Origin of the sequence: Cystobacter fuscus, assembly GCF_002305875.1 — a bacterium.
Taxonomy (GTDB): Bacteria; Myxococcota; Myxococcia; order Myxococcales; family Myxococcaceae; genus Cystobacter; species Cystobacter fuscus_A.
In genome coordinates this window covers 1,781,876-1,806,006 of sequence record NZ_CP022098.1, presented here as the reverse complement: position 1 = coordinate 1,806,006, position 24,131 = coordinate 1,781,876, and the positions used below count along the sequence as shown (strand labels likewise).

The 24,131-nt window shown below is 69.8% G+C and carries 18 protein-coding genes; 11 read left to right on the top strand and 7 right to left on the bottom strand.

Going from position 1 to position 24,131, the window contains the following annotated elements; all coding sequences use genetic code 11:
* Window positions 1-35: 35 nt before the first annotated feature.
* From CYFUS_RS07560 to CYFUS_RS07540, 5 genes are read right to left on the bottom strand one after another with little or no spacing between them, the layout of a single operon-like run.
* Window positions 36-5,222, bottom strand: a complete 5,187-nt coding sequence (locus tag CYFUS_RS07560; protein WP_157758300.1) for a hypothetical protein — start codon at window positions 5,220-5,222, stop codon at window positions 36-38.
* Between the two features lie 9 nt (window positions 5,223-5,231).
* A complete protein-coding gene (locus CYFUS_RS07555) occupies window positions 5,232-5,759 on the bottom strand; it encodes a hypothetical protein (protein WP_095984624.1) in 528 nt (175 codons plus the stop codon).
* A gap of 13 nt (window positions 5,760-5,772) precedes the next feature.
* Window positions 5,773-6,939 (bottom strand): PilW family protein, encoded by a 1,167-nt coding sequence (locus CYFUS_RS07550; protein WP_095984623.1) that lies wholly within the window; start codon window positions 6,937-6,939, stop codon window positions 5,773-5,775.
* Window positions 6,940-6,941: 2 nt separating this feature from the next.
* The gene (locus CYFUS_RS07545) at window positions 6,942-7,517 is read right to left on the bottom strand and encodes a type IV pilus modification PilV family protein (RefSeq protein WP_095984622.1); all 576 of its coding nucleotides are present in this window, start codon (window positions 7,515-7,517) and stop codon (window positions 6,942-6,944) included.
* A 5-nt stretch (window positions 7,518-7,522) separates the two neighbouring features.
* Entirely contained in the window at window positions 7,523-8,305 is a 783-nt protein-coding gene (locus CYFUS_RS07540; protein WP_157758299.1) for a pilus assembly FimT family protein, read from the bottom strand.
* Window positions 8,306-8,533: 228 nt separating this feature from the next.
* Between CYFUS_RS07540 and CYFUS_RS07535 the strand changes: the two genes are divergently transcribed.
* The 11 genes from CYFUS_RS07535 (at window position 8,534) to rsgA (ending at window position 21,916) form a co-directional block, all read left to right on the top strand.
* Complete coding sequence (locus CYFUS_RS07535) at window positions 8,534-9,403, top strand: 50S ribosomal protein L11 methyltransferase (RefSeq protein ID WP_095984620.1); 870 nt, start codon at window positions 8,534-8,536, stop codon at window positions 9,401-9,403.
* 9 nt (window positions 9,404-9,412) lie between these two features.
* A complete protein-coding gene (locus CYFUS_RS07530) occupies window positions 9,413-9,922 on the top strand; it encodes a DUF962 domain-containing protein (protein WP_095984619.1) in 510 nt (169 codons plus the stop codon).
* Window positions 9,923-10,207: 285 nt separating this feature from the next.
* Window positions 10,208-11,335, top strand: coding sequence for an endonuclease/exonuclease/phosphatase family protein (locus CYFUS_RS07525; protein ID WP_095984618.1), 1,128 nt, complete (start codon window positions 10,208-10,210; stop codon window positions 11,333-11,335).
* 72 nt (window positions 11,336-11,407) lie between these two features.
* Window positions 11,408-12,142 (top strand): 16S rRNA (uracil(1498)-N(3))-methyltransferase, encoded by a 735-nt coding sequence (locus CYFUS_RS07520; RefSeq protein ID WP_095991861.1) that lies wholly within the window; start codon window positions 11,408-11,410, stop codon window positions 12,140-12,142.
* A gap of 120 nt (window positions 12,143-12,262) precedes the next feature.
* Entirely contained in the window at window positions 12,263-12,529 is a 267-nt protein-coding gene (locus CYFUS_RS07515; RefSeq protein ID WP_095984617.1) for a GlsB/YeaQ/YmgE family stress response membrane protein, read from the top strand.
* A 627-nt stretch (window positions 12,530-13,156) separates the two neighbouring features.
* A complete protein-coding gene (locus CYFUS_RS52415) occupies window positions 13,157-13,645 on the top strand; it encodes an RDD family protein (protein WP_232537422.1) in 489 nt (162 codons plus the stop codon).
* Between the two features lie 84 nt (window positions 13,646-13,729).
* A complete protein-coding gene (locus tag CYFUS_RS07505; protein ID WP_095984616.1) occupies window positions 13,730-16,531 on the top strand; it encodes a HEAT repeat domain-containing protein in 2,802 nt (933 codons plus the stop codon).
* 39 nt (window positions 16,532-16,570) lie between these two features.
* Window positions 16,571-18,076: an ATP-binding protein gene (locus CYFUS_RS07500; protein WP_095984615.1), complete on the top strand. Its 1,506-nt coding sequence runs from the start codon at window positions 16,571-16,573 to the stop codon at window positions 18,074-18,076.
* 130 nt (window positions 18,077-18,206) lie between these two features.
* Window positions 18,207-19,277, top strand: coding sequence for an alkene reductase (locus CYFUS_RS07495; protein WP_095984614.1), 1,071 nt, complete (start codon window positions 18,207-18,209; stop codon window positions 19,275-19,277).
* A 144-nt stretch (window positions 19,278-19,421) separates the two neighbouring features.
* Complete coding sequence (locus tag CYFUS_RS07490; protein ID WP_198316493.1) at window positions 19,422-20,840, top strand: sigma-54-dependent transcriptional regulator; 1,419 nt, start codon at window positions 19,422-19,424, stop codon at window positions 20,838-20,840.
* Between the two features lie 35 nt (window positions 20,841-20,875).
* A complete protein-coding gene (gene rsgA, locus CYFUS_RS07485) occupies window positions 20,876-21,916 on the top strand; it encodes a ribosome small subunit-dependent GTPase A (RefSeq protein ID WP_198316492.1) in 1,041 nt (346 codons plus the stop codon).
* A gap of 11 nt (window positions 21,917-21,927) precedes the next feature.
* Here the strand turns inward: rsgA and CYFUS_RS07480 are convergent, their stop codons facing one another.
* The gene (locus CYFUS_RS07480; protein WP_095984613.1) at window positions 21,928-23,328 is read right to left on the bottom strand and encodes a WS/DGAT/MGAT family O-acyltransferase; all 1,401 of its coding nucleotides are present in this window, start codon (window positions 23,326-23,328) and stop codon (window positions 21,928-21,930) included.
* Between the two features lie 4 nt (window positions 23,329-23,332).
* Window positions 23,333-24,115: a hypothetical protein gene (locus tag CYFUS_RS07475; protein ID WP_095991858.1), complete on the bottom strand. Its 783-nt coding sequence runs from the start codon at window positions 24,113-24,115 to the stop codon at window positions 23,333-23,335.
* Window positions 24,116-24,131: the final 16 nt, after the last annotated feature.

Sequence of the window (24,131 nt, the reverse complement as noted above, 5' to 3'; positions counted from 1 at the left end):
CGGGCCTCGGCGTGAGGCCCGGTCCAGCGAGGGGACTACGGAGTGACGACCTCGCCGTCGCTGCAGGCGTCGGAGTTCTCGTGACGGCACTCGTGGAGGTTGCGGGGCACCTCCATCCACGAGATGTCCGGCGTCGTGTTCTTCCGGCTGCTCAGCGTCTCGGTGACGGGCGCCGAGCCAGCGGCCGAGAGGGCCACCTGGTAGCGGATGCCACCCGTCGCGGAGATCGCGATGACGGGAGTCGGCTCGCCCGGAGGCGCCGCCGTCTTGGTCTCACGCGAGAAGATGAACCCATCGTTCGTCTTGAAGCCCTGGGCTTGATCCGGCAGGCCCGTGATGGCATCCGCCTGCCACGAGTAGGACCTGTCGTTCATTCCCGACAGCGAGCACACGTCCGTTCCCGCCTCCGTGACCGGAGCGAAGGAGGACCAGAACACGACGCCCGCGAGCACGGTCGAGCCGGACGCCGTCCGCTCCGCCTTGCTGTTGGTGTAGCGGATGAACCAGCCCGGAGCCTCGGGGCCCGGGGCGATCGCCTTCAGCTTGGCGAGGTTCACGTTGGAGATGTAGCGCTGCTCCACGCCATTCACCGCGGTCTGCTTCGAGATGTAGCTATCCAGAATGGTCATATCCACCAGCGAGCAGTTGAGGCCCTCGCAGGTGACGTTCGGCTTGTCCGTCACGCGCAGCTTGTCGAACGCGACCGCGCCCTCCGCGGTGGTGAAGATGCGCTTGTTGCCACCGTACGAGTGGAAGCCGAAGTAGCGGTTGGTTCCCACCGTGGTCAGCTCGTCCGGCGAGAGCAACTGATCATGGTGATCGGACGTGTTGAGCGGCGAGCGCTTGCACTCCCAGTTGCCGTTGGTGAGCGCGCAGCTGGACTCCGTGGCCAACGTCTTCTCATCATAGACCGTGGTTCCGTAGGCGGGCCCGGGGCAGCTGTACTTCAGCTCGGTGAGTTGCATCTTGGAGGCCGAGCACGCCGCGCCGATGGTGTTCTGCCAGCTCTCCGTGTTGCTGGTGAGCACTCCGGCCTTGTACTCGATGGTGCTGGTGCGCTGCTGACCATTCACCTCGGCGATGAAGGACGCCTTCACGTCGCACTTGAGCCGGATGCAGGCGAGCAGGTCATCCGCACTGCAGTCCTCGCCCGGCGTGGTGCGCAGATGCTGCCGGTCTCCGGTGCCAATGAAGCTGCGCAACCAGCCCGTGTCCGGCTGCAGCACCGTGGAGGCGACATGGAAGAAGGGCGCCTTCTGGTGGCCGTTGACCGCGGTGTCGTCGCGCTGGACCTCCAGCGAGCGGGCACCAAACCAGTTCTTCACCTGACCCGTCGTGGTGTCCAACTCGCCGGGCTCCTTGAAGCGGAAGGTCCACACCTGACCGCCCATGTCTCCGACGATCATCGTGTCGAAGAAGCCGTCCAGGTCGCGCTGCAGCCCCTCGCCCTTGCCAATGTCCACCAGCGACGCCGAGGCCGCCACGGGCTGCATGGTGTTGAGCACGGCGGCGTAGTTGCCGGCATTGGCACCGGGCCGAGCCTCCGCGGACCACAGCTTTTCACCCGACCAGGCATCCACCATGTACACGCCACGACCTCGTGACAGGTCGGGGCTGTAGCCACCATTGAGCACCGCCGCCCAGCGCTCCTCCCAACCACGGTCCCGATCGCTGGCGGGGCTGGACGCCGCGCTCTTGAGGCGCACGGGCCCAATGGGCGGAGGCTTGGGCGCGAAGTTCGACCAGGACTGCCCCATGGACAGCGACTCCGGGTCGCAGGCATTGGGGAACATCCAGCGGAAGGGCTTGAAGGCGCTGCCCGTCCCCCCCTTGACTGCCTTGAACATGAGGTAGGGATCCGTCACGTCGAGCGCCATGTAGCGCTGACCACCCGCCCGCTCGGTCACCACGGCGATGGTACGGAACTCCTCCTTCTGCTTCACCCCATCGCGGGTGCCCGAGACAGCACCATCCGCCCAGATGTCACGCACCATGGCCGTGCCGTCCACGAAGTACTCGTGAACCAGGATCATCTGGTTCAGCTTGGGCATCAGGTCCGGCGGAATGAAGGCCCACATCTCCTGTCCCGTGCCGACGTCGTAGCCGGTCGGTTTCCCCGTCGTGGAATCCAGGATGGCCTTGCCCACGTGGACGGCGTGCAGCATGCCACCATTGGAGCCCACCAACGCGATCCGGTCGCGCGCGGACACCGTCAGGTCATCCATGTAGTCGTTATAGACGCCATAGCGCTTGGTCTGGGAGACGGGCGTCGCCATGGGGGTCGCCTTGTAGCAAGGCTTGGCGCTCGTGCCCGTTCCGCACAGCGGCTCCGAGGTCACCGTGTACTTGAAGTCCTCGTAGAGCGTGGACACGCACTGGCTGCTCAGGCCCAGCGAGCACAGGAACGGATCCACGGGCGGCTCCACCGTCACGGGAGTGGAGTGGAAGATGTCCGCGAGCTTGCAGGTCTTCTGACGCTTCGCGTGCTGCAGATCCTCGGCATCCGGCTTCGAACTGGCCGGCGGCGCCTCGGCATCGAGCAGCTCGTCCGCGCACGGCCGCCCCTCGGCGCGCACGTTGTCGCCGTCATAATCAAGGACATCCATGCCGCGCACGAACCGGATGAGCAGCTTGGCGCACAGCTCCTGATCCGCGGCGGAGCCCGTCCAGACAGTACCAGTGCCGGCCCTCGGGAAGAGCGTGCCGCAGAATTTGTCCTGGAAGGGCAGCAGGTAACCCTTGAGGTCGGCCACATTGTCCTCGTGGAACTCCACGGGGGGGTTGTCCGCGTCGGTGAACTTGCCGTCCTTGTTCCGGTCGATGAGCGTGAAGATGCAGCGGCCACCCTGCGGATCGAGCGGGTTGTCGAGGTTGCACTTCGTCCCCGCCTTGCGCAGGTTGAGCGTCTCCGCCAGATCCCAGAAGGGCTCCGCGGGAGTGCCTCCCCGGAGGACGCCCTTGGTGTCCACCGTGGCGGTGTAGACCTGGACCCAGACGCCCTCGTCGTTCTCCTGGACGATGTCCTGCGGCGAGAACACGGGCTCTCCCTTGGCATTGTAGGACGAGGGCTTGTCCAGGAAGAAGGCGTCGTCGCAGTCCCCATCCCCGTTCAAGTCGGCAGCGTGCGTCTTGCCAGGCTCGACCTTCTCGCAGCCCTGGGAGAACTCGTTGAAATAGAAGAAGCGGTAGAGGTGGCCCTCGTACGGGCGGTTGCGGCGCGGCACGAAGCGCGGCACGAACGTGGAGGACTGCAGGCCACCGGTCTGCACGCCGGCGATGTTGGCGGAGGCGAAGGAGGTGGACAGCTGCTTGATGTCGCCCAGGGCGGCCAGGAGGGCCTCGCGCAGCTGGGGACCGCTGTCGGCCCGGTAGAACTTGCCCTTGCCCGCCTTGGCGATGCTCTGGAGCATGGGGCTGTTGTCGCCATAGCCAATGGTATACGTGCGCACCGACTGGACGCCCTTGGACTGCGCTTCCCGAGAATCAGCCGTACGCAGGTCCGAATGGGCCAGGAAGAACGCCACGTCATCCATGAAGTTCTTGTTGCCCACCCCCATGCCATGAGGCCAGTTGTAGTCGGTGTAATCGCATTGAGTCTTATCCACCCCGAACTCGCCGCAATAGTTGATGCCGCCCACGTCTGGGTTGGTTTCCGGATTCTCGGGGCTGAACTTGACCAACGGACCGCCCGGCAACTCGTGGCGGGCACCCGCCTCCACCAACAACTTCATCATCTTGGTGATGGGCACCGAGTTGTCATACTTGGGCGCGCCGTCGGTGACGACGATGATCGAGCTGACCTGGCAGGCGAAGCACACGGACTTGTTATCCCCGGGCTGCTCGAAGCGCTGGCCTGGCAATACAGCACCCGTCACGGGGTCCGTGTATTGCGCCTTGAGCCACTCATCCGAAGACCTGCCGTAGGCACCACCGGTCTGGTAGGGCGGGTAGGGATTGTCGATGGTTCCACCGTAGGGATTGCCCGGCCAGTAATTCGGGTGCTTGCCTCCCGTGGTATTGCCAATGTTGGTCTGGTCGAACCACAGCGACCACCGGCTGTCCTGGCCCTGAGAGGAGAAGTAGCCGCCCAGACCAAAGAGGGCCTCGCCAATGGCACGCTCGTTGTGCCTGAACACCACGTTGTTGACGGCTGCCCTCAGCTTGGGCCGGTTGAGCTGCGCCTCGTTCATCTCGGGGTAGGAATAGGAGCAGCCGGGCAGGATGTCCTGGAGAACCCATGGCGGGTCATACCAGCCGCGGTCCCCGCCGAAGGTGGCCACGCCCATGCGCACGTTGGTGGCCTCATCGATGACATTCTTGAGCACCTTGCGCGCCACCACGAACTTGGGCGGGCGCACGTTGAGGACGCGACCGCTGAGCACCCACTTGCGCCTGGATTCGCTGGGGAACGTGGGCTCATCATCGTACTGCTTCGGGCCCAGTGTTCCATTCTTCGTGTTCTTGCCGAAGGGAATGATGGGACCGCGCCACCAGCCCTTGCTCGCCAGGCAGCTGAGGCACTCATTGTAGGAGATTGGATTGCGATTGTAGTACTCGTAGACATTCGCGATATTCCGGCAGCCCGAAGCGGCGTCATAGCTCGTCAGGCTGTCGAACGTCGGCGACATGGAGTACGGATAATCCTCGCCGTTTCCGTTCCAGGCGACACGCCAACCTCGCGATTGGTAGTACACGCTGGGATCGAAAAAGGGACTGCCCAGATCGGAGTCGTTGTCGTAGGGGATGGAGCCGTTCTTCTCCGGGTCCGGACTGTCCTTGTCGAACCACTTCATCGCATCGACAAGCTCCGCGTCGGAACAGCCCGTGTCGGTGAAGTCGCCGTACGCTGGATCGCTATATCCCTTGTCGCCTTGCTTGGCGGTCGCGATGGGCGCACTCGGAGTCTTGGGCTCGGGAAGGTAGGTGGGGAACTCCTGCATGGACCGGTTGTTGCCCAGCAGGAACATGATGGATGGCGGGCTGGAGGGGACCTCGAAGAAGTCCTTGTCCGCCCCGATGGCCGGGCTGATCATCGCGTCGCCCGTGGCCACGGCGCTCGTACAGCACGCCGCCGGATCCGGGGTGCCAATCAGGCCCGAGCGGCTCTCCATGGCCGCCAGGCCCACGGCCCCCACCACCACCACTCCCGAGGCCAGAGCCACCTTGCGTGAGAAGGCTGGCTTCCACGCGCGTCGAAGGGTGTCTAAGTTGATTCGCATCATGAAAGGCTCCTAGAGACCAAAACGGACCACGAATTCCACTTCGGTCCCTCGTCCGTTCTCATCCAGACAGTGGACTGTAATCTTGTGGGGAACGCCCCCCAACGTATTCGGTGCGACACTGTTGCTCAAATCCCGCAGCTGACGGCGACTCCCGCCCGCATTGCTCGCGACGGCCGTCACGCCCGTGACTGACATCTTCTGTCCGAAGTGGCCGCTGCGCATACACCGGGCGTCCGCGGGGATGCCGCTGCCCAGCGGAGGGCAGTTGGCGGCGGCGCTGCTGAGGTCGGCGTTGAGGTTCAAGTTCACCGGGCTCAAGTCCAGGGGCGAACCCCCGAGCATGTCGAAGCGCGAGAGCATGTACTGACGGCCCGCGTCCGCGCACGCGAGCAGCTCATCGCCCGAGCGCTCGTTCTTCACCGCGCCCAGCTCGCTGCGGGAAAAGGACAGGGCGGCGGCCGCCAACAGGCTGAGCACCGCCAACAGCACCACCACCAGCAACAGCACGGAACCGCGTCTGCCGAGGCGTCTCTTCATGGGAAAATCCTCTCTAGCCGCCAGCACAGTTGTAGTTGTCATTGGGAACGGCGCCTCCCTTGCAGGCACCCGAGTCCAGCGAATAGATGGGCAGGGGCATCTCCGAGGAGCGCATGTTGCGGACCTGAACGGTCATCTCGGACACGACCCGCCGGATGCCCGGCGCCAGCTTCTTGTTGGTGGCGCGGTCGTTTTCGATCTCGTCTTCCAGCGGGAGGTCCTGCGGACGAGCGCTGGTCGTCGGATCGAAGTCCTTCACCGCATCCTCCTTCTTGCTGAACGCGGGGATTTTGTTGTCCGCGGTGGTGGACAGATCCCGGGTGCTGCTGCGCGCCACCATGCCCACGATGACGGCGCGGATGTTGGCCGGGCTCTTGTTCGTGGGCCCACGCAGCGCATCGTCCACGGGCGTGTCGTAGTCAGGCGCGGCGGCCGTGGGATCCGGCAGGAAGGGAGAGCCATCCTCCCGGAGGAAGGTGACGCGAAACGCCTCGATGTCCTCGGCCACCGGCTCGCCATAGGGATCGGACGAGGAAACGGGTCCAATCCCATGCTGGCGGAAGAGATAGGGGCGGTCATCGATGAAGCGCAGGGAGTAGTCGTAGACGTCGATCTTGAAGATGTTGATCTTGCCGCCCGCCGAGCCGAAGCAGGGCGCGGTGAAGGCGTTGAGGTTGGGGAACTTTCCGGTCGCGCCCTTGAGCGACAGGGTCGTGCTCTTGGCCGGCGCATCCGCGCTCAGCTGGGCGTAGGACCAGGCGACAGCCCCTTCACACATGACCTGGATGATCTGCCCCTCGCGCAGCGTCTGCTTCAGCGGCTGGGAGAGGTTGATGGACGCGGCGGACAGAGGCAAGGAAGCGAAGGCGTTGAACGCGGGGTTGCGCATCCGGAAGACGAGCCGGTTGGACATGTTGTTGTTGTTCGCCGCGCTGCGCTTCCAGCCATCGGGAAAACCGAAGGCCAGCGCCGGCTCCATGCCATAGCCCGCCATGCGCAGGTTGCGGATCACCATCAGGTGACTCTGCCGCAGCGAGGCCTGCCCACCCCGGATGCCCGCCTGCGTGTAGAAGGACTGGGAGTAGTTCAGGAACGCCGCGGAGACCGTGAGCACCGTGAGGAAGGTCACGGCGGAGCTCACCAGCAGCTCGATGAGGGAGAAACCATGCCGTTGTCGCATCTCTAGCTCCCCATCTGAAGACGCATCGCCTGGGTGGTCACGACCCGCGGCTCGCCCGCGTCGTCGTAGCGAACCTTCACCCAGATCTGCAGGCGCTTGACGCCCGGGCGCACATCCTGCACCAGGATGCTGTAGAAGCGCCTGTACTTGGTGATGTTGCCCTGCTCGTCCTTGAAGACGTGACCCTTGTCGAAGGTGGAGGTGGGATCCTTCAGACCCGCCCACTTGTTGGAGGCGATGTTGATCTCGTCCTTCATGCACGCCGCATAGGCCTGGAACGCGGAGGAGGCCTCGGGCTGGAGCAGGGCGCCCGCCTTGTCCATCGGATCGTCCTTGCACACGCCGGTCGCCGGGCTGGCCAGACGCGAGTCCTTGATGTCCCAGAGTTGTATCTGCTCGACCAGGTCATTGGCGATGTCGGTGGCCTGCATGTACCGGCGCGCCTGGGCGGTGGCGTTGCGCGCCTGGGTGAGCGCGCCGAGCAGACCGGAGAGACCCAGGAGGAACACCACCGCGGCGACGAGCGCCTCGATGGTCGTGAAGCCGTGGCGTGGGCGGGAGGAACCCCTTGGCAACATGGAAATCACCTCGTGGACGCCGAAAAGGTCCGCACAAGACCGGTGTTGGTGATGACGACGGCCTGGACATTCTCCAACCCACTGTCGGTGGGCCGGAAGGTGATGGAGGCCGCGCCCTGGTTGGAGACAGTCCCCGCCGCGTTGGCGAATCGCACGGAGCCATCCGGTTCGAAGAAGATGACGCCGCGCACGGGCTGCGAGACGCCATCTCCGGTGCAGAAGGTGCACCCCTTGCTGCTCGGCACGAAGCAGTAGGGCGGCGGAAAGATGTCGTCGGAGCTCGAGGGCTGCCCACGAGCGAGACGAATGTCGGCGAACTCGGGCTTGCCGCAGGACGGGTGCGTCACCGAGCCCACCGCGCTGATGAAACCGAGCGGATACACCCGCACCGACGAGTTGAAGTAGCCGGAGTCGTACATCATGAAGGAATCATCCGTCCTGTCCGGAGAGGTGGGCGTGAGGTCATTCAGCCCGCTCCAGTCCGGCTTGTTGCTCAGCGCCTGGGACAGGTCCGACCATTTGTCCACCACCACCCAGTAGCGGATGGGCTGGCCGAGGTTCTGGGTGGCGGCGTTGATCAACACCGCCACGCGCTGGTTGCGGCCGTAGGCCTGGGAGCGGGCACTGGAGATGACGGCGGCGAACTCGAGCGCGCCGCCCGTCAGCCGCGTGCGCTGTGGCAGCACCTCCAACGCGGCCAGCGACAGCGCGGCGAGAATGCCGATGATGCCCACCACCGTCATCAGCTCAAGCAGGGAGAAGCCGGTATTGCGACGGGTTCGCTTCATACTCCATCCTGAATCACGGGCGCACACGGGGAGGGGCTGGACAACGGAGGGCCTGATGATGAGGGGTTTCAAGGGAAGCTTACCGCAAATTCCGCAAGAGGAAATCGCCTCACCCGCCAGTTCCCTCCCGGACCGACGAGCGAAGCGCCCGCCACCTCGAAATTTCTTCCTCCACTGCAGCCCACCCGGCATCTTCCCGGGAACAACGAGAGATGCGAGAAGGGCGACATGACGGGGACGTATCAGACCCTCACGGTGGACTTGCCGGACGGGGACTCAGAGGCGGCGCAGGATCTGCTCCACGACGTGGGCGTGCTGGGACTGGAAGTGCGGGATCGCGAGGGGCCCACCATGCCCGGCGTCCGGGCGCCCGCGCCGGGCGAGGCCATCCTCGTGGCCTACTTCGAGGACGCCGAGACGGCCGAGGCCGCTCGCGCCCAGCTCGCCGAGAGCTTCCCCTCGGCGCGGCTGCAGCTCGCCGAGGAGGCCCAGCAGGACTGGAGCAACGCCTGGAAGGTCCACATCAAGTCCGTCCAGGTGGGCCGGCTGTGGGTGGGCCCCCCCTGGGAAGCCCCCCAGGCCCCGGCCGACCGGGTGCGCCTCGTCATCGAGCCGAAGATGGCCTTTGGCACCGGCGACCACCCCACCACCTCGCTCTGTCTGGGTGCGGTGGATGACTACATGGCCACCCATCCGGGCGCGAGCGTGCTGGATGTGGGCACGGGGACGGGGGTGCTGGCCATCGCCGCGAAGAAGCTGGGGGCCGGGCGCGTGGTGGGCACGGACAACGATCCGGTGTCGGTGGAGCTCGCCCGGGAGAACGCCGAGGTCAACGCGACCCCTGGACTGGAATTGTCCGGCAAGAGCCTCGACGCGGTGGACGGCGTCTTCGAGCTGGTGGTGGCCAACATCCTCGCCAACACGCTCATCGAGCTGGCGCCGCTCATCGTCGCCCGGGTGAAGGACAAGCTGCTGCTGGCGGGCGTGCTCGCGCACCAGAAGGCGGACGTGGAGGCGGCCTACGTGAAGCTCGGTCTGGTGGCGGAACCAGGTGCCCAGCAGGGCGAGTGGGTGCGGCTGGACTTCCATCGGGCTTAGACTCTCCCCATGCTCAGACCACGGACCCAAGCCCTGTTCGATGAGTATTACGCCTCGCACCAGCACCCCACCAACCGCCTCACCCACAAGATCGCCATCCCCATCATCGTCCTGCACATCGTGGCGATGCTGGACTGGGTGAAGCTGGTCCCCGTGCCGGTGCTCCCCGGCGGCGTGCTGACGCTCGCCATGGTGTGCTGGTTCACCAGCCTGCTCTGGTACCTGCGCGCCGACCCGAAGCTGGGCCTGCTCGTCTCGGCCTTCATGCTGCTGTGCATTCCGCTCGGGCGGCTGCTGCCCGTCTGGGCCGTCATCGCCCTCGCCGTGGTGGGCTGGGGCGTGCAGCTCGCCGGCCACTCCGTCTGGGAGAAGAAATCCCCCTCCTTCCTCACCAACCTCGTCCACGCCCTGGTGGGGCCGCTCTTCTTCGTCGCCGTGCTGACGGGCGACTACAAGCTCCCCGCCGACGCCCGCGTGCCTCCCCCCGCCGGCGGCCGGGGCAGTCAGGCACGCACCTAGTCCCCGGCACCGCGCCCGGCCGGTGTGCCGCCGACCAGGCATGCCCTCCCGGGCTCGTCCGCTGTCCCGTCCACCCTCGCCGGAGACGGCACGGGTTGGCGGGCGCCCGCACGCGCCCGAGATTGTGGTGGGAAGCTCGCAGCTCGAGCCACGCATCCACGCCGAGGACTCATGCCAGGACAGGCCCTTTCGAGACTTCTGGATCGCCTCCCCTTCGGAAGAGGGGTCATCGACGGAGTACCCCTCGCTCCCCCCACGCACCTGCCGCACCGCGAGCCCCTCCACGTGTTCCAGGGGTTCGAGTCACTCCAGGCGGCCACGGGCCCTCGCCAACTGGGCACGGGGGTCACGTTGCTGGTGCACCATCCCCAGCCCCGCCCGCCCCGGGACAGGTGCCTGCGCGTGATGACGTACAACATCCTCCTGGGCGGCGAGCGCCGCGCCCTGCTCCAGCACTACTTCGATCGGCTCGAGACGAGCGGCCGGATGCCGGACGTCATCGCCCTGCAGGAAGCCAGTCAGCCCACGGCCATGGAGCTCGCGCGCGACTTCGGCTTCCACGTGGCCTATCAGGGCCGCGACATCCACGGGCCCGTGGTCAACGGCAAGGCCATCCTCAGCCGTTACCCCCTCGAGGAGGCCGCGCACTTCACCTATGACTTCCCCGCGGACGCGCGCTCGGCGGCCGTCGCGCGCCAGGGCTTCGTGGGCGAGCTGGACGAGGACCGGGGCGCCCTCTTCGCGTTGATCGACGTGCGCGGCCGCCCGGTGGCCCTCTACAACGTGCACCACACCCTGGGCGACAGCGGCGTCAACGCCGGTCAGCTCTGGCAGCTCCAGGCGCTCGTGCACGCGCGCGAGGGCGTGCCCTCCATCGCCCTGGGCGACTTCAACGCCAACATCAACGTCAAGCAGCACTACTCGCTCCTGCCCAGCCCCCTGCGCAAGCACGAGCCCACCGAGACGATCCGCGACTACGAGTCGCGCTACGGCGACGTACACCCCAGCGTGGGCGACTGGGGCGTGGGCAACATCGGCGACGTGCGTGTGCGCCGCGCGCTCCATGCGCTCGAGCACGAGCTGCACGATCCGCTGCGCCGCGCCCGCGAGCTGCGCGTGTGCATGCCGGATGGCTCGTACATGAAACCCGACGAGGCGCGCGAGCTGCTCGTCGCCGGCAAGTACCCGAAGGACTCCGCGCAGTGGATGCGGCTGCAGGACGTGGCCGACATGTCCACCCTCAACTCGCTGCCCGACGGCAATGGCGTCGTGCCCGCCACCGGCAAGCGCTTCGATACCTTCTTCGCCTCGGCCGAGCTCGAGCCCCTGCTGCTCGAGGTGGACCACTCCACCGATGCGTCGGATCACCTGCCCTCGGTCGCCGACTTCGCGCTGCGCGACACGCGGCACTGAACCGGCCCTGGTGCAAGGGGCGGCTTCCTGGTGAAGTCCCCCCTCTTCCCCCCGCTGGAGGACACCCTCGCCGTGGTCCGACTCTTCGTTCCCCTCCCCGAGCCCGCCCCCACCGAGGTGACGCTCTCGGGCGAGCGGCGCCATTACCTCCTGCACGTGCTGAGGCTCACCGAGGACTCCGTGCTCGAGATCTTCGACGGCGCCGGCCGCGCCTTCTCCGCGCGCGTGCTCGCGGTCGAGGAGGACGGCGTGCGTCTGGGGCTCGGTGAGGTCCGGCACGCGCCGCCCTCGCGCGAGGTGCACATCCTCCAGGGGCTGCCCAAGGGGGACAAGCTGGAGTGGGTGCTGCAAAAGGGCACCGAACTGGGCGCCACCGCCTTCCACCCCGTGGCCGCCGCGCGCAGCGTGGTGAAGCTCGAGCCCAAGCGCGCCGAGGAGCGCACCGCGCGCTGGACGAAGATCGTCGAGGAGGCCGCCCGTCAGTGCCGGCGCAACGACGTGCCCCACGTCCACCCGCCTCGCGCCCTGTTGGAGGCCGCGCGCTCGCTCGCCCCGGACACGCTCCTGCTCGTGCTCGACGAGGAGGAATCCGCCGTGCCCCTGGGCGAGGCCTTCCGCTCGCGTCCCGCCGGCACCCCCGTGGCGCTCGTGGTCGGTCCCGAGGGAGGACTCACCCGCGAGGAGGTGTCCGCCCTGCAGGCGCTCGGCGCACGGCCCGTCACGCTCGGCCGCCGCATCCTGCGCACCGAGACGGCCGCGCTCGCCGCGCTCACCGTCATGGCCCACCTGGATGGGGAACTCGGCTAGCGACCAGGAGCGGAAGCCCTCGTTCCCCACCGTCTGACCGCTCCCCGCTCGCGTTCCTAGGTTTGCCTCGTACGGTCGGTCCACCCAACCCCGAGGGGTTACGCGAGGGAGCGTCTTCTCATGGCCATCTTCGTCTACACGTTCATCGGACTCGTCATCGGTGTCCTCTCGTTCGTGGCGATGCCCGCCACGCGCCTGGTGGGCCTCTGGGGCGGAGTGCTGCTCGGCATGGTGGGAGGCACCCTCGGGGGCATCATCGGCACCACCATCGCGCCCAGGGCCATGTACGCCGGCGTCACGCCCCTGGGCATCGTGTTGGCCGTCGTCGGCGCGCTGCTCGTCTCGGTCGGGTTGATGCTCGTTTCCCAACGCCGACCCGCCTCGTGAGGTGGGCGGCCCGGTGAGCCACCAGACAGGGAGGCCCCGGACCCGCGGCGGTTTTCTTGCTCCCGGCACGGGGAGGGCGTTTCATGCTGCTACAGCCTTCTTCAGCCTGGAGGAAACGTTGTCCAAGTGCCTGAAATGCGGAGCCTCGCTGCCGCCCGTCGGGGACTGCCCCACCTGCGCCGCCGCGTCTCGGTCCGCGGCTCGGGCCGTCCCGAACCTGTTGGACCGGGAAATCCACATCGATCGCCGCCGGCCGGACCGGGGCGCGGACAGCGACAGCGAGGCGGTGACGATTCCGGCGGGACCCCTGCCCCAGCCCCCGGGAATGACCGCTCGCACCACCCCTCCGGGCATGACCCCCGCGCGCGGCCCGGCCCGCACGCCGCCTCCACCGGCCCCGTCCGCCCCCTGGTCCGAGGTGGCCGCCCCGACTCCCGCTCCCGTTTCCCAGCGCGCTCCCGGCCTGCCCGTCATGCCCCGCGCTCCCCGTCCCCGGGTCTGCCCGGCGCCGCCCCGCTGCCGTACGCGGCCCGTGAGGAGGACTCCCTCCCGGTCGACATCGACGAGGAGCCACCCGCTCCCAGCAGCGCCCCGCGTGCCGCCCCGCCCACGGTGAAGCCCGCCGCGATGTCCGCGACGGACGGAGAAGTCCACGCCCGTCCGGCCTCCCTCTGGCGCCGGCTGCTCGCCTTCGGCGTCGACGCGAGCGCCATCTTCGGCGTGGTCGCGCTCTACCTCCTGCTCGCCTCCTCCGTGGCCGGCGTCCAGGCCCCCGCCACCACCCTCACGGGGCTCGATCTGTTCCTCCTCCAGGTCCGCTCCCTCCAGTCGGTGCTGATTCCCGGAGCGATCCTCCTCATCCTCCTGTCGCTCGTGTACTGCGCCGCGGCCGCCTTCCTCTGGAATGGCCGCACGTTGGGCCGCCGGTTGCTCGGCCTGCGGCTCGTGGATACCCGCGGACAGGCTCCCGCTCCGGGCCGGGCCGTCGTGCGTGCCCTGCTGGCCAGCGTGTCCTTCGGCTTCTTCCTCGCCGGCTTCTGGATGGCCCTCTTCGACCGGCGGGGCCAGACGCTCCACGACAAGCTGACGTCCACCTATGTCGTCCAACCGAGCTGAATGACCCGGGGGGGGAGCGGGTTGACAACGGATTAAAGGATTCGTTGTGCCCGCCTTCCGCGGCTTTAAGATGCCGGACCCCCCATGCCTTCTCATCTCGCCCACACCCTGATCGCCCAGGGACTCCTCCCCCAGGACAAAGCCGAGGAGGCCCTGCGCCATCAAGCGGCGTACGGGGGCGCTCTCGACACCGCCCTGCTGGAGCGCCAGTGGCTCGCCGAGCCCCAGGTGCTCCACGCGCTCGGTGAGGCGTCGGGGCTGCGTCCGGTCAATCTCGCCGACTTCGAGCCCAACGCGGACGTCGCCTCCTTCATCCCTCCGAAGATCGCCGACCGGCTGTGCGTGGTCCCCCTGTCGCTCGACGGCAGCACCCTGCACGTGGCCTGCGGCTACCCGGTGCCCCGCAAGGAGCTGGAAGAGGTCGGCTTCCTGCTCGGCAAGTCGCTGGAGCTGTGGGTGGCCACCGAGGTCCGCGTGCGCGAGTGGATCTCCGTCATCTACCGGCTGCCGCTCTCGCCCCGCCACAGCGCCGTGCTCGGCATGCTCGACCCCGAGCGGAGGGGAGTCACTCCGCCCCCTCCCGCCCCGGCGCTCACCCCGCCTCCCCCGCCGCCCAGGCCCGAAGGAGAGGACGCCGCCCTCACCCTGGAAATGGTGGAGCGGCTCGCGCGCACGGTGGCCTCCGAGCCCATCCCCTTCGAGCGGACCCTCGAGGCGCCCGCCGCCCCACAGCCTCCGCCCCAGCGCGCCCCGGCCCCCACCGCTCCGGCCCCCGTCGCACGTCCCGCTCCCGCCGCGCCGCCTCCGTCCGCACCCGCCCGTGAGCCCCTGCGGCTGAACATGACCGAACCCGCGCGTCCCGCGGCTCCTCCCCAGCAGGTGCCCCCCGCCGCGCGTCCTCCGCCTCCCGCCCAGGCCGCTCCGCCTCCCCAGGCCGCGCGTCCTCCGGCCCAGGCCGCTCCGCCTCCCCAGGCCGCGCGTCCCCCACCTCCCGCCCAGGCCGCTCCGCCGCCTCAAGCCGCGCGCCCTCCGCCCCCGGCCCAGGCGGCTCCTCATCCCCAGGCCGCGCGTCCTCCGCCTCCCGCCCAGGCCGCTCCACCTCCCCAGGCCGCGCGTCCTCCACCTCCCGCCCAGGCCGCGCCTCCCCTGCAGGCCGCTCCGCCGCCTCCCGCCCAGGCCGCACCTCCGGCCCCTGCCCAGCCGCCGCGGAGTTCTCCTCCAACCCTCCTGATGGCCATGCCTCCCCTCCAGGTGGCCGCGCCCGCCGCGCAGCCACTTCCTCCGGCCGTCACCCCCGCGCCGGAGCACACCGCGCCGAGAAGTGACGAGGTGCCGGAGTGGACGCTCGCCCAGGCACGCGCCGCCCTCAAGGAGTCCACGCGCGACCGCGACCGGCTCATCGACAACGCCCTGCGCTTCGGCCGCCGCACCTTCGACTACGTGGCCGCCTTCGCCGTGCTGCGCGGCTCCGCCGTGGGCTGGGACTCGCGGGGCGAGGGCATGGGCGGCGACGCGCTCGCGCAGGTGTCCATTCCGCTCGACGCCTCCAGCGTCTTCCGCACCGTGGCCGTCACCCGCGGCAGCTACGTGGGCCCCATGCCGCCCGACAGCCTCACCCGGCACTACCTGGAGCTGTTCGGACGGCAGCCGCCGCGCACCCTCTTCCTCTACCCCGTGGAAGTGCGCGGCCGCCTCGTGGCCGTGCTCTACGGGGACTGCGGCCAGAAGCCCGTCAGCCAGCGCCGGCTCTCCGACTACATCCTCTTCTGCCAGGACCTGCCCGCCGCCTTCCAGGAGCTGCTGCTCTTCCGCAAGCAGCGCATGGGCGAGCAGCGTCACTCCGCCGCGCTGGACTTCGACGTGGACGTGGACCTGTCCGACTCCGCCCCGTCGTCGGCCCCGGCCCCGGCGCCCTCCTTCGCCGCGAGCCTCGGCTGGAGCCCCTTCGCCACCCGCTCCGCCAACGTACCGGGCCGCGCCGCCTCGCTCGCCCCGCTGGTGATGTCGCAGGAGGAGCGTCCACCTCCGGACTTCGGCCCCCTGCTCAAGCGGCTCACCGGCCCGGACGCCAACCAGCGCGCCAACGCCATGGCCGAGCTGGCGCGCTCGCCCGAGGCCAGTGCCCGGGTGCTCGCCATGCACTTCCCCGGCCCCAGCGCGTGGAGCCGGCTGCCCGTGGTGGAGCTGCCCGAGGCGGACGAGCTCGGCCCCGTCGCCGGTGCCCTGTCGCGGCTCGGCCGGCCCGCGGCCCAGATGCTCGCGCCCCTCTTGGACTCGCCCGACGCGGACACGCGCTACTTCGCGCTGCTCACCGCCGGCAACCTGCCCTACGTGGAGCTCGTGGACGGCATCCTGCGCGGCCTCTTCGATCCCGAGCCGGACCTGTCCAGCGCCGCGCGCGTGGCCGCCGCCTCCCTCAAGCACCTGCCCCGAATGGACGCGGCCCGCCGCGAGCTGCGCCAGGAGCTGTCCCACCCGGACCCCGCGCGGCGCGCCCTCGCCGCGCGCGCCCTCGGCACACTGCATGACCGCGAGGCCATCGACGGCCTCATCCCGCTCACCCACAGCGGCGACCAGGCGTGCGCCCAGGCCGCCGCCGACGCGCTGCGCGAGGTGACGCGCGCCACGTTCGGCCTGGACACGCGCGCGTGGATGGCCTGGTGGACGGAGAATCGCTCGCGCCGCCGCGCCGACTGGCTCGTGGCCGCGCTGCGCCACCCGGAGCTCGACATCCGGCTGACCGCCATCGAGGAGCTCAGCCGCGGCCTCAACGACACGCTCGGCTTCTACGCCGACGCGCCCGAGGGCGAGCGCGAGGCGGCCGTGCGCCGGTGGGAGACCGTGGTGGCCGATCCCGTGCGCTCCCGGCGTCTGGCCCTCCTGTAGCCGGCCCCCTCGAGACACGAAAGGCACGAGCGGGGAGCGATGACGACCCAGGCGTGGATCAGCCTCGGGGCCTGCGCGGGGCTCCTGGCGCTCGCGGGCCTCGCCCTGGTGCGGGTGGGGCGCAGTCCCATGGGGCTGCCGCTCGCGGTGCTGTGCATCGCGCTGTCCACGTGGAACTTCGCCGACTTCGCCCTGGAGCACGCGGGCGGTCCCGGCTGGCGCCTCATCGCCACGTGCGCGACGTTGACGGGCGTGCCCACCGCCCTGCACTTCATCCTCGCCTTCGTGGGCGAGCGGCGCCGACTGGCGGTGGTGATGTACGCCACCTATGCCGTCTTCGGCATGCTGGCGCTGCTGAGCCTCGGAGGGCTGGGCTCACCGCGAGTGGCGGACGAGGTGGACTCGCGGGGCTTCTCGCTGATGGTCCTGGTGCTGAGCGCGCCGCTGCTGTTCGGCAGCTTCGGCCTGCTCACCTGGCACCTGCGCCGCGAGCCGCGCTCCACCGAGCGCGCCCGGACGGGATTGCTGCTCACGGGGCTCGCCCTGCTGGTGACGCTGCTGGGCACGGACGTGGTGGCGCTGCTGGGCGAGGACGTGCCGCGCCTGGGCGGCCTGGGCACGCTGCTGGGACTGCCGGCCATCGCGGTGGTGGCGCTGCGCCTGCGCCTCTTCGGCCAGGAGTTGTCCAACGTCCACGCGATGTACGCGCTGCTGCTCTCGCTCGTGGGCGTGCTCTCCTACCTCACCGTCTTCCGCGCCTTCGCCGCGCGCCACGGCGCGCTCGTGGTGGGCACGGCCGCCATTACCCTCGCACTGCTGGCCATCACCCGCCGGGGCGTCATCGCCTTCACCGCCCAGCGCGAGCGGCTGGAGCAGATGGCCACCCTGGGCCGCTTCTCCGCGCAGATGGCGCATGACCTGAAGAACCCCATCGCCGCGCTCAAGGGCGCCGCGCAGTACCTCCAGGTGGAGCACGCGCGGGGCCGCTCGTGGGACGACAAGGGCGAGTTCCTCGAGCTGCTGCTCGAGCAGGTGGAGCGCCTGGACCGGGTGGTGAGCACCTACCAGCGCCTGGGTCGGGTGGAGCCCCTGCTGGCGCCGCTGGACGTGAACCACCTGGTGACGAGCGTGCTGTCCCTCCAGGGCTTCGCCGGCAACCCCGGAGTGGAGCTGCGCCGGGAACTCGCCGAGGGCCCGCCGCGCTGCGCGGGGGATTGGGATCTGCTGGCCACCGCGCTGGAGAACCTGCTGCGCAACGCCCTGGAGGCCATGCCCCGCGGGGGGGTGATCACCGTGCGCACGCGCACGGAGGACTCGGGGGTGGTGCTCAGCGTGGAGGACACCGGCGAGGGCATGAACGCGCGCACCCGCGAGCGCGCCTTCGACGACTTCTACACCACCAAGACCACGGGCAGCGGACTGGGGCTGGCCTTCGTGCGGCGGGTGGTGGAGGCCCATGGCGGACGCGTGGCGCTCACGAGCCACGAGGGGCGCGGCACCACGGTGACCCTGCGCCTTCCCGTCTCGGCCACGCGTGTTCCATGAGTGGAACGATGCATTCCAAATCAGGCTCTACAGCCCAGACCTGGGAAGGGGTTACTTCTGTCCTCGTCACGGTGACTCGCTGTTGGTCCCACGCCGGCGGCCCTCGCCGCCCACCCCTCCGAGGTCCCTCATGTCCACGCTCTTCTCTTCCGTCTCGCTCGGCCGCTACACGCTCAACAACCGCATGGTCATGGCGCCGATGACCCGCTCGCGCTCGGATGACCAGACCGGTGTCCTCACCGATCTCGTCCCGACCTACTACCGCCAGCGCGCGGGCGCGGGGCTCATCATCACCGAGGGCGTCTTTCCCTCCGCGATGGGCAAGGGCTACGTGCGCACCCCGGGCATCGAGACCGACGCACAGGTGGCGGCCTGGAAGCAGGTGACCGAGGCCGTTCACGCGCAGGGCGGACGCATCTTCATGCAGATCATGCACAGCGGCCGCATCTCCCACCCGAGCATGCTGCCCGGCGGAGCCACCCCGGTAGCGCCCTCGGCCATCACCCCCGCGGGCCAGAGCTACACCTCCACGGGACCTCAGTCCTTCGTCCAGCCGCGCGCCCTGCGGCTCGAGGAAATCCCCGAGGTGATTGGGGAGTACCGCCGCGCGGCGCGCCGCGCCCTGGAGGCCGGCTTCGATGGCGTGGAGCTGCACGCCGCCTCGGGCTACCTGCCCGAGCAGTTCCTCTCGAGCAACACCAACACCCGCACGGACGCCTACGGCGGCTCGCTCGAGAACCGCGCTCGCTTCATCCTCGAGACCCTCGCCGCCCTGGTGGACGAGGTGGGAAGCGACCGGGTGGGCATCAAGATCTCCCCGGAGATGGGCTTCAACGACATCAAGGACGCCAACCCCCGGGAGACCTACCGCTACCTCGTCGAGCAGCTCGCGCCGTTGAAGCCCGCCTACCTGCACGTGGCCACGTTCGGCCCCCAGTTCGACTCCTACCACACCACGTTCCGCGCGCTCTTCCAGGGCACGTACCTGCGCGGCGGCAGCCTCACCCAGCAGAGCGCGGAGGCCGTGCTGAAGAACGGCGAGGCGGACGCGGTCGTCTTCGGCGCGCTCTTCCTCGCCAACCCGGACCTGCCGGAGCGCTTCCGCGCGAACGCGCCGCTCAATGCGCCGGACAAGCAGACCTTCTACTCGGCGGGCCCGCAGGGGTACATCGACTATCCGCGGCTGTCGACGGAGGGCTGAGCCGAAGCGCTCCCAGCGGGCGGGCTCCGCCCCGAGGCAGGCACTGCCCGAGTCTCCCGGGGCGCGGTAGCATCCCGAGGGGGGGCGCGCGCGAGCCACACCGGGGAACGCGGCCCCTCTCCCCATACCAGGAGATGGAGCCGCGTGGCCGAGTCGCTCAAGGGAAGCGTGCTGCTGGTGGATGACGATCCCGCCGTGGCCAAGGTGCTCGGCGCGCTGCTCGTCCAGGCGGGGCTCACCGTGCAAACGGCCGCGCGCGGGGACGAGGCACTCGCCCTGCTCGGCCGCAAGCCCATCGACGTCGTCGTGAGCGACGTGCGCATGCCGGGCATGGGCGGCCTGGAGCTGCTCGCCGAGGTGCAACGCGGCTGGCCCGACGTGCCCGTCATCCTGCTCACCGCGCACGGCACCGTGCCGCTCGCCGTGGAGGCCATGAAGGCGGGCGCCGCCGACTTCGCCCTCAAGCCCTTCGATCGCGAGGAGATCCTCTTCAGCATCCGCAAGGCGCTCCTGCGCGCGCAGCAGCACCAGGAGGCCACGCGTCCCCTGGGCAAGGAGTCCGGCGGCTTCGTGGGCCAGAGCACCGCCATGGCCAGCGTGCAGGCGCTGCTCGGCCGCGCCGCCACGGGCACCGCCACGGTGCTCCTGCGCGGAGAGTCCGGCACCGGCAAGGAGCTGGCCGCCAAGGCCGTGCACGACGCGAGCCCCCGGCGCGGTGGCCCCTTCGTGAAGCTGCACTGCGCGGCCCTGCCGGACACGCTCCTGGAGAGCGAGCTGTTCGGCTACGAGAAGGGTGCCTTCACGGGCGCCGCCACGCGCAAGCCCGGCCGCGTGGAGCTGGCCCACGGCGGCACCCTCTTCCTCGATGAAATCGGCGACATCACCCCCCAGGTGCAGGTGAAGCTCTTGCGCCTGTTGCAGGAGCGCGAGTTCGAGCGGCTCGGGGGCACGCAGACGATCAAGGTGGACGTGCGCTTCGTGGCCGCCACGCACCGCGACCTGGAGGCGCTCGTGCGCGAGGGGGTGTTCCGCGAGGACCTCTTCTACCGGCTCAACGTGGTGCCCGTGTGGCTGCCCCCCCTGCGTGCCCGGCCCGAGGACATCGAGCCGCTCGTGCGGCACTTCCTCGAGGTGCATGCCCGGGCCAACGGCCGCCCGCCCTTCGTCCTCACGCCCGAGGGACTCGCCGTGCTGCGCGCCCAGCCCTGGCCGGGCAACGTGCGCCAGTTGCAGAACTTCATCGAGCGCCTCGTGGTGCTCTCCGACGGCCCCCTGCTCTCCGGGGAGGAGGTGCTCCGGGAGCTGGATCGCCAGCCGGGCATCGCCCCCATGGCCGCGCCCCCGCCCGTCCCGAGCCCGCCGCCAGGACTCCCGGGCTCCGCCCCGGCGTCGTTCCCCGCGGGAGAGGGGCGCACCCTGGAGTCCCAGCGCAAGGGCATGGAGCGGCAGGCCCTGGTGGACGCGCTCCAGCGCGCGGGGGACAACCGCACCCTCGCCGCGCGACTGCTCGGCATCAGCCGGCGCACCTTGTACAACAAGCTCGAGGAGTACGGGCTGGTGTAGTCCCGCCCGTCATGGAGAACGCATGAGCCAGCAGCATGGATGAGCGGGCCTTGGAGAAGCTGGGGTGGGGCCCCCCCTTCGTCGACGCGTGGAGGGCTCGCGCGAGCACCAGCGAGCAACCCGCGCGCATCACCGCCGACCATGGCGTGGAGTACGTGCTCGGCACGGCGGGCGGCGAGCTGCGCGCCACGCTTCCCGGCAAGCTGCGCATGGCCATCCGCAAGGGGGACTCGGCCCGCCCGGTGGTGGGTGACTGGGTCTCCTACGAGCCGCGCTCCCAGGAGGGCACCACCGTCATCCAGGCGGTGCTGCCACGCCGCACGCAGCTGGCGCGCAAGGCCGCGGGCCGCACCACCGAGGAGCAGGTGGTGGCCGCCAACGTGGACGGCGTCTTCCTCGTCTCCGCGCTCACCAAGGATCTCAACCCGCGCCGGCTCGAGCGCTACCTCACGGTGGCCTGGGACAGCGGCGCCCAGCCCATCATCGTGCTCACCAAGGCGGACCTGAGCGCGAACGCCACCGCGGAGCGCGAGCGCATCGTCCAGTTCGCCCAGGACGTGCCCGTGCACACCGTGAGCGCCGTCACCGGCGAGGGCCTGGAGGCGCTCGCGCCCTACCTCGGCCCGGGCCGGACGGTGGCGCTCATCGGCTCGTCCGGCGTGGGCAAGTCCACCCTCATCAACCGCCTGCTGGGCTCGGCGCGCCAGGAGGTGCGCGAGGTGAGCGAGGACGACAAGGGCCGCCATACCACCACCCACCGCGAGCTGTTCGTGCTCGCCAGCGGGGGCCTCGTCATCGACACGCCGGGCATGCGCGAGCTCGGGGTATTGGAGAGCGAGGAGGGCCTGCGCGACGCCTTCGTGGACATCCAGGAGCAGGCCGCCCACTGCCGCTTCAGCGACTGTCGGCACGAGCGCGAGCCGGGCTGCGCCGTGCGGCAGGCCGTGCGCGAGGGGCGGCTCGCCCCGGAGCGGCTGGAGGCCTTCCACAAGCTCTTCCAGGAGGCGGCCCGCCCCGAGTACGACACCCCGCTGCAGACGCGGGGACGGCAGGGCGGCAAGCGCAAGGGCCGGTAGTCCCGAGACGCTCAGGAGGAGGACGTCGCGCGCGCGGCCTCGCGCACCGCCTGGGCGAGCGCCTCGAGCTCCGCCTCGAAGTCCTCGATGAGCACCCGGGGCTCCGGGACCAGGCCCGCGTCCACGGCCACGCCGAGCGTCACGTGGCCCGCGTAGCGGAAGAGGCTCAGTCCCAGGCCCAGCCGTCCCGCCATGGGCACCCAGAAGGCCATGCCCGACAGCCGCGCTCCCGCCAGGTACACCGGCCTGCGGGGCCCCGGCACGTGGGTGAGCACCAGCGAGGACTTGCGCCGCATCACCTCCACCGCGGCCCGCTCCACCGGCGCGGGCGCCAGACCCGCCGCCGTCAACATGCCGAACACCACCGATGCCTCGGGCGAGCGCTTGAGGGTGTCCATGCGCCGCTTGAGCTCCCACAGCCGATCCACCGGCTCTTCCAACGTGAGCGGCAGCGGCAGGAACACCATGCCGAAGCGATTGCCCAGCGTGCGCGGCAGGGGCTCATGGAGCGAGCGCAGGTTCACCGGCACCACGGCGCGCAGGTCCCTCGGCTCCGCGCCGCGGGTGTGCATGTAGCGACGCAGCGTGCCCGCCACCACCGCCATCATCACGTCATTCACCGTGCTGCCCGTGCCATGGCCGATGGCGCGCACCTGCTCCACGGGCACCGGCCGCGACCACGCCACGCGCTTGACCGGACCGAGCCGGCCCGTGAAGGGCGAGGGGGGATCCGGCACCAGCGACAGCAGCCGGCTGAGGGCCGAGGCCCCCCGGGCCCCTTCCACCGCCAGGTCCATGAGCTGGATGGGCTCGGCCCACAACTCCCCGCCCCGCTTCAGCGCCGCCTGGGTCGTGTCCGCCACCTTCCGGGCGCCCCGCCACAGCCGCGTCCAGGTGCTCGGCGGGGTCTCTGGCTCCTCGAAGGCGTCCTCCCGCTCCGGACCCTCCTCGGCGCTCGCGTCCGTCAGGGCGAGCAGCACCCGCCCCAGGGAAATCCCATCCGCGATGCAGTGGTGCACGCGCGCCAGCAGCGCGCAGCCCTCCTCATACCCCTCGAAGAGATGCAGCTCCCACAGGGGCCGCGAGGGCTCCAGGGGCGTGCCCATGGACTCCCCCACGAGCCGCTCCAGCGCGTCGCGCCCCCCGGGAGGCGGCAGCCGCGTGCGCCGCAGGTGATCCTCCAGCCGGAAGGCGGGCACCTCCTCCCAGTGCGGCGTGCTCCACAGGCCCCGCGTCACCGCGCGCTGGTGGAAGCGCGGATGGCGCGCCACGAGCCGCTCCTCCACCCGGCGCACCAGCCGCTCGAAGTCCAATGGACCGTCGAACCACAGCACCGCCGTGATGACCATGAGACTGGTGGGCTCCTCCATCTGGAGCCACGCCGCGTCGACAGGGCTCATCCGCTCGGCCATGCGCTTATTTCGCCTTCTCTTCCGCCTGCCGGCGGAACTGGAATGTCTGCTTGGAGGTCGTCCGCGCGGTGACCCCGAGCACGTCGCCCTCCAGCTCGTAATCGTAGAGGGGCCGCTGGAACCTGCCCTTGGACAGGCCGACGACGCGGGGCTTGCCGCACACCATGCCCACCGCCTGGCCGGACTTCGTGCGCAGCTCCACCGTGTCCTCCTTCTCGTTCACCACGAAGGCGCCCCAGGAGCGCACCTCCAACTCACTGCCCCTGCCCAGCGTGGCGTTCTCCAGCTTCGTGCGCAACAGGAAGCAGCCGTTGGGTGTCACCACCAGGGTGCGCTCGAAGTCCGGGCGCGGCTTGACGTCCTGGGGCTCGTCCTGGCCCACCACCCTGGCCTTCTCCTCGGGGCGCACGCTCGCCGCTTCCAGGTTCCAGGTGCCCACCATCCCCTTGGGCACCGCGCCCGAGCCCACCGAGCCGTCCGCGCACGGGTCCGGGGTCTCCTTCTCGGGGCTGGGGGGAGCAGGCTCGAAGGTGCGATCACACTGCTTGCCGCACACCCGCTCCACGCAGTCCGAATCATCCGCGCCACAGCCGCTCCGGGCGGCACAGTCCGCCAGCGCGTCCAGCGCCTTCTCACACCCCTGGGCCAGGCACCGGTCCACGCACGTCACGTCGATGCACTGCGCCACGCACACCCAGTTGGCCGAGCCACACCGGCCCGCCAGGGAGCGCGGGGTGCCCGCCCCCCGGGTCACCGCGGGAGCCTGAGCCCCCGCCGACGAGGTCACCAACAACAGGAGCGCG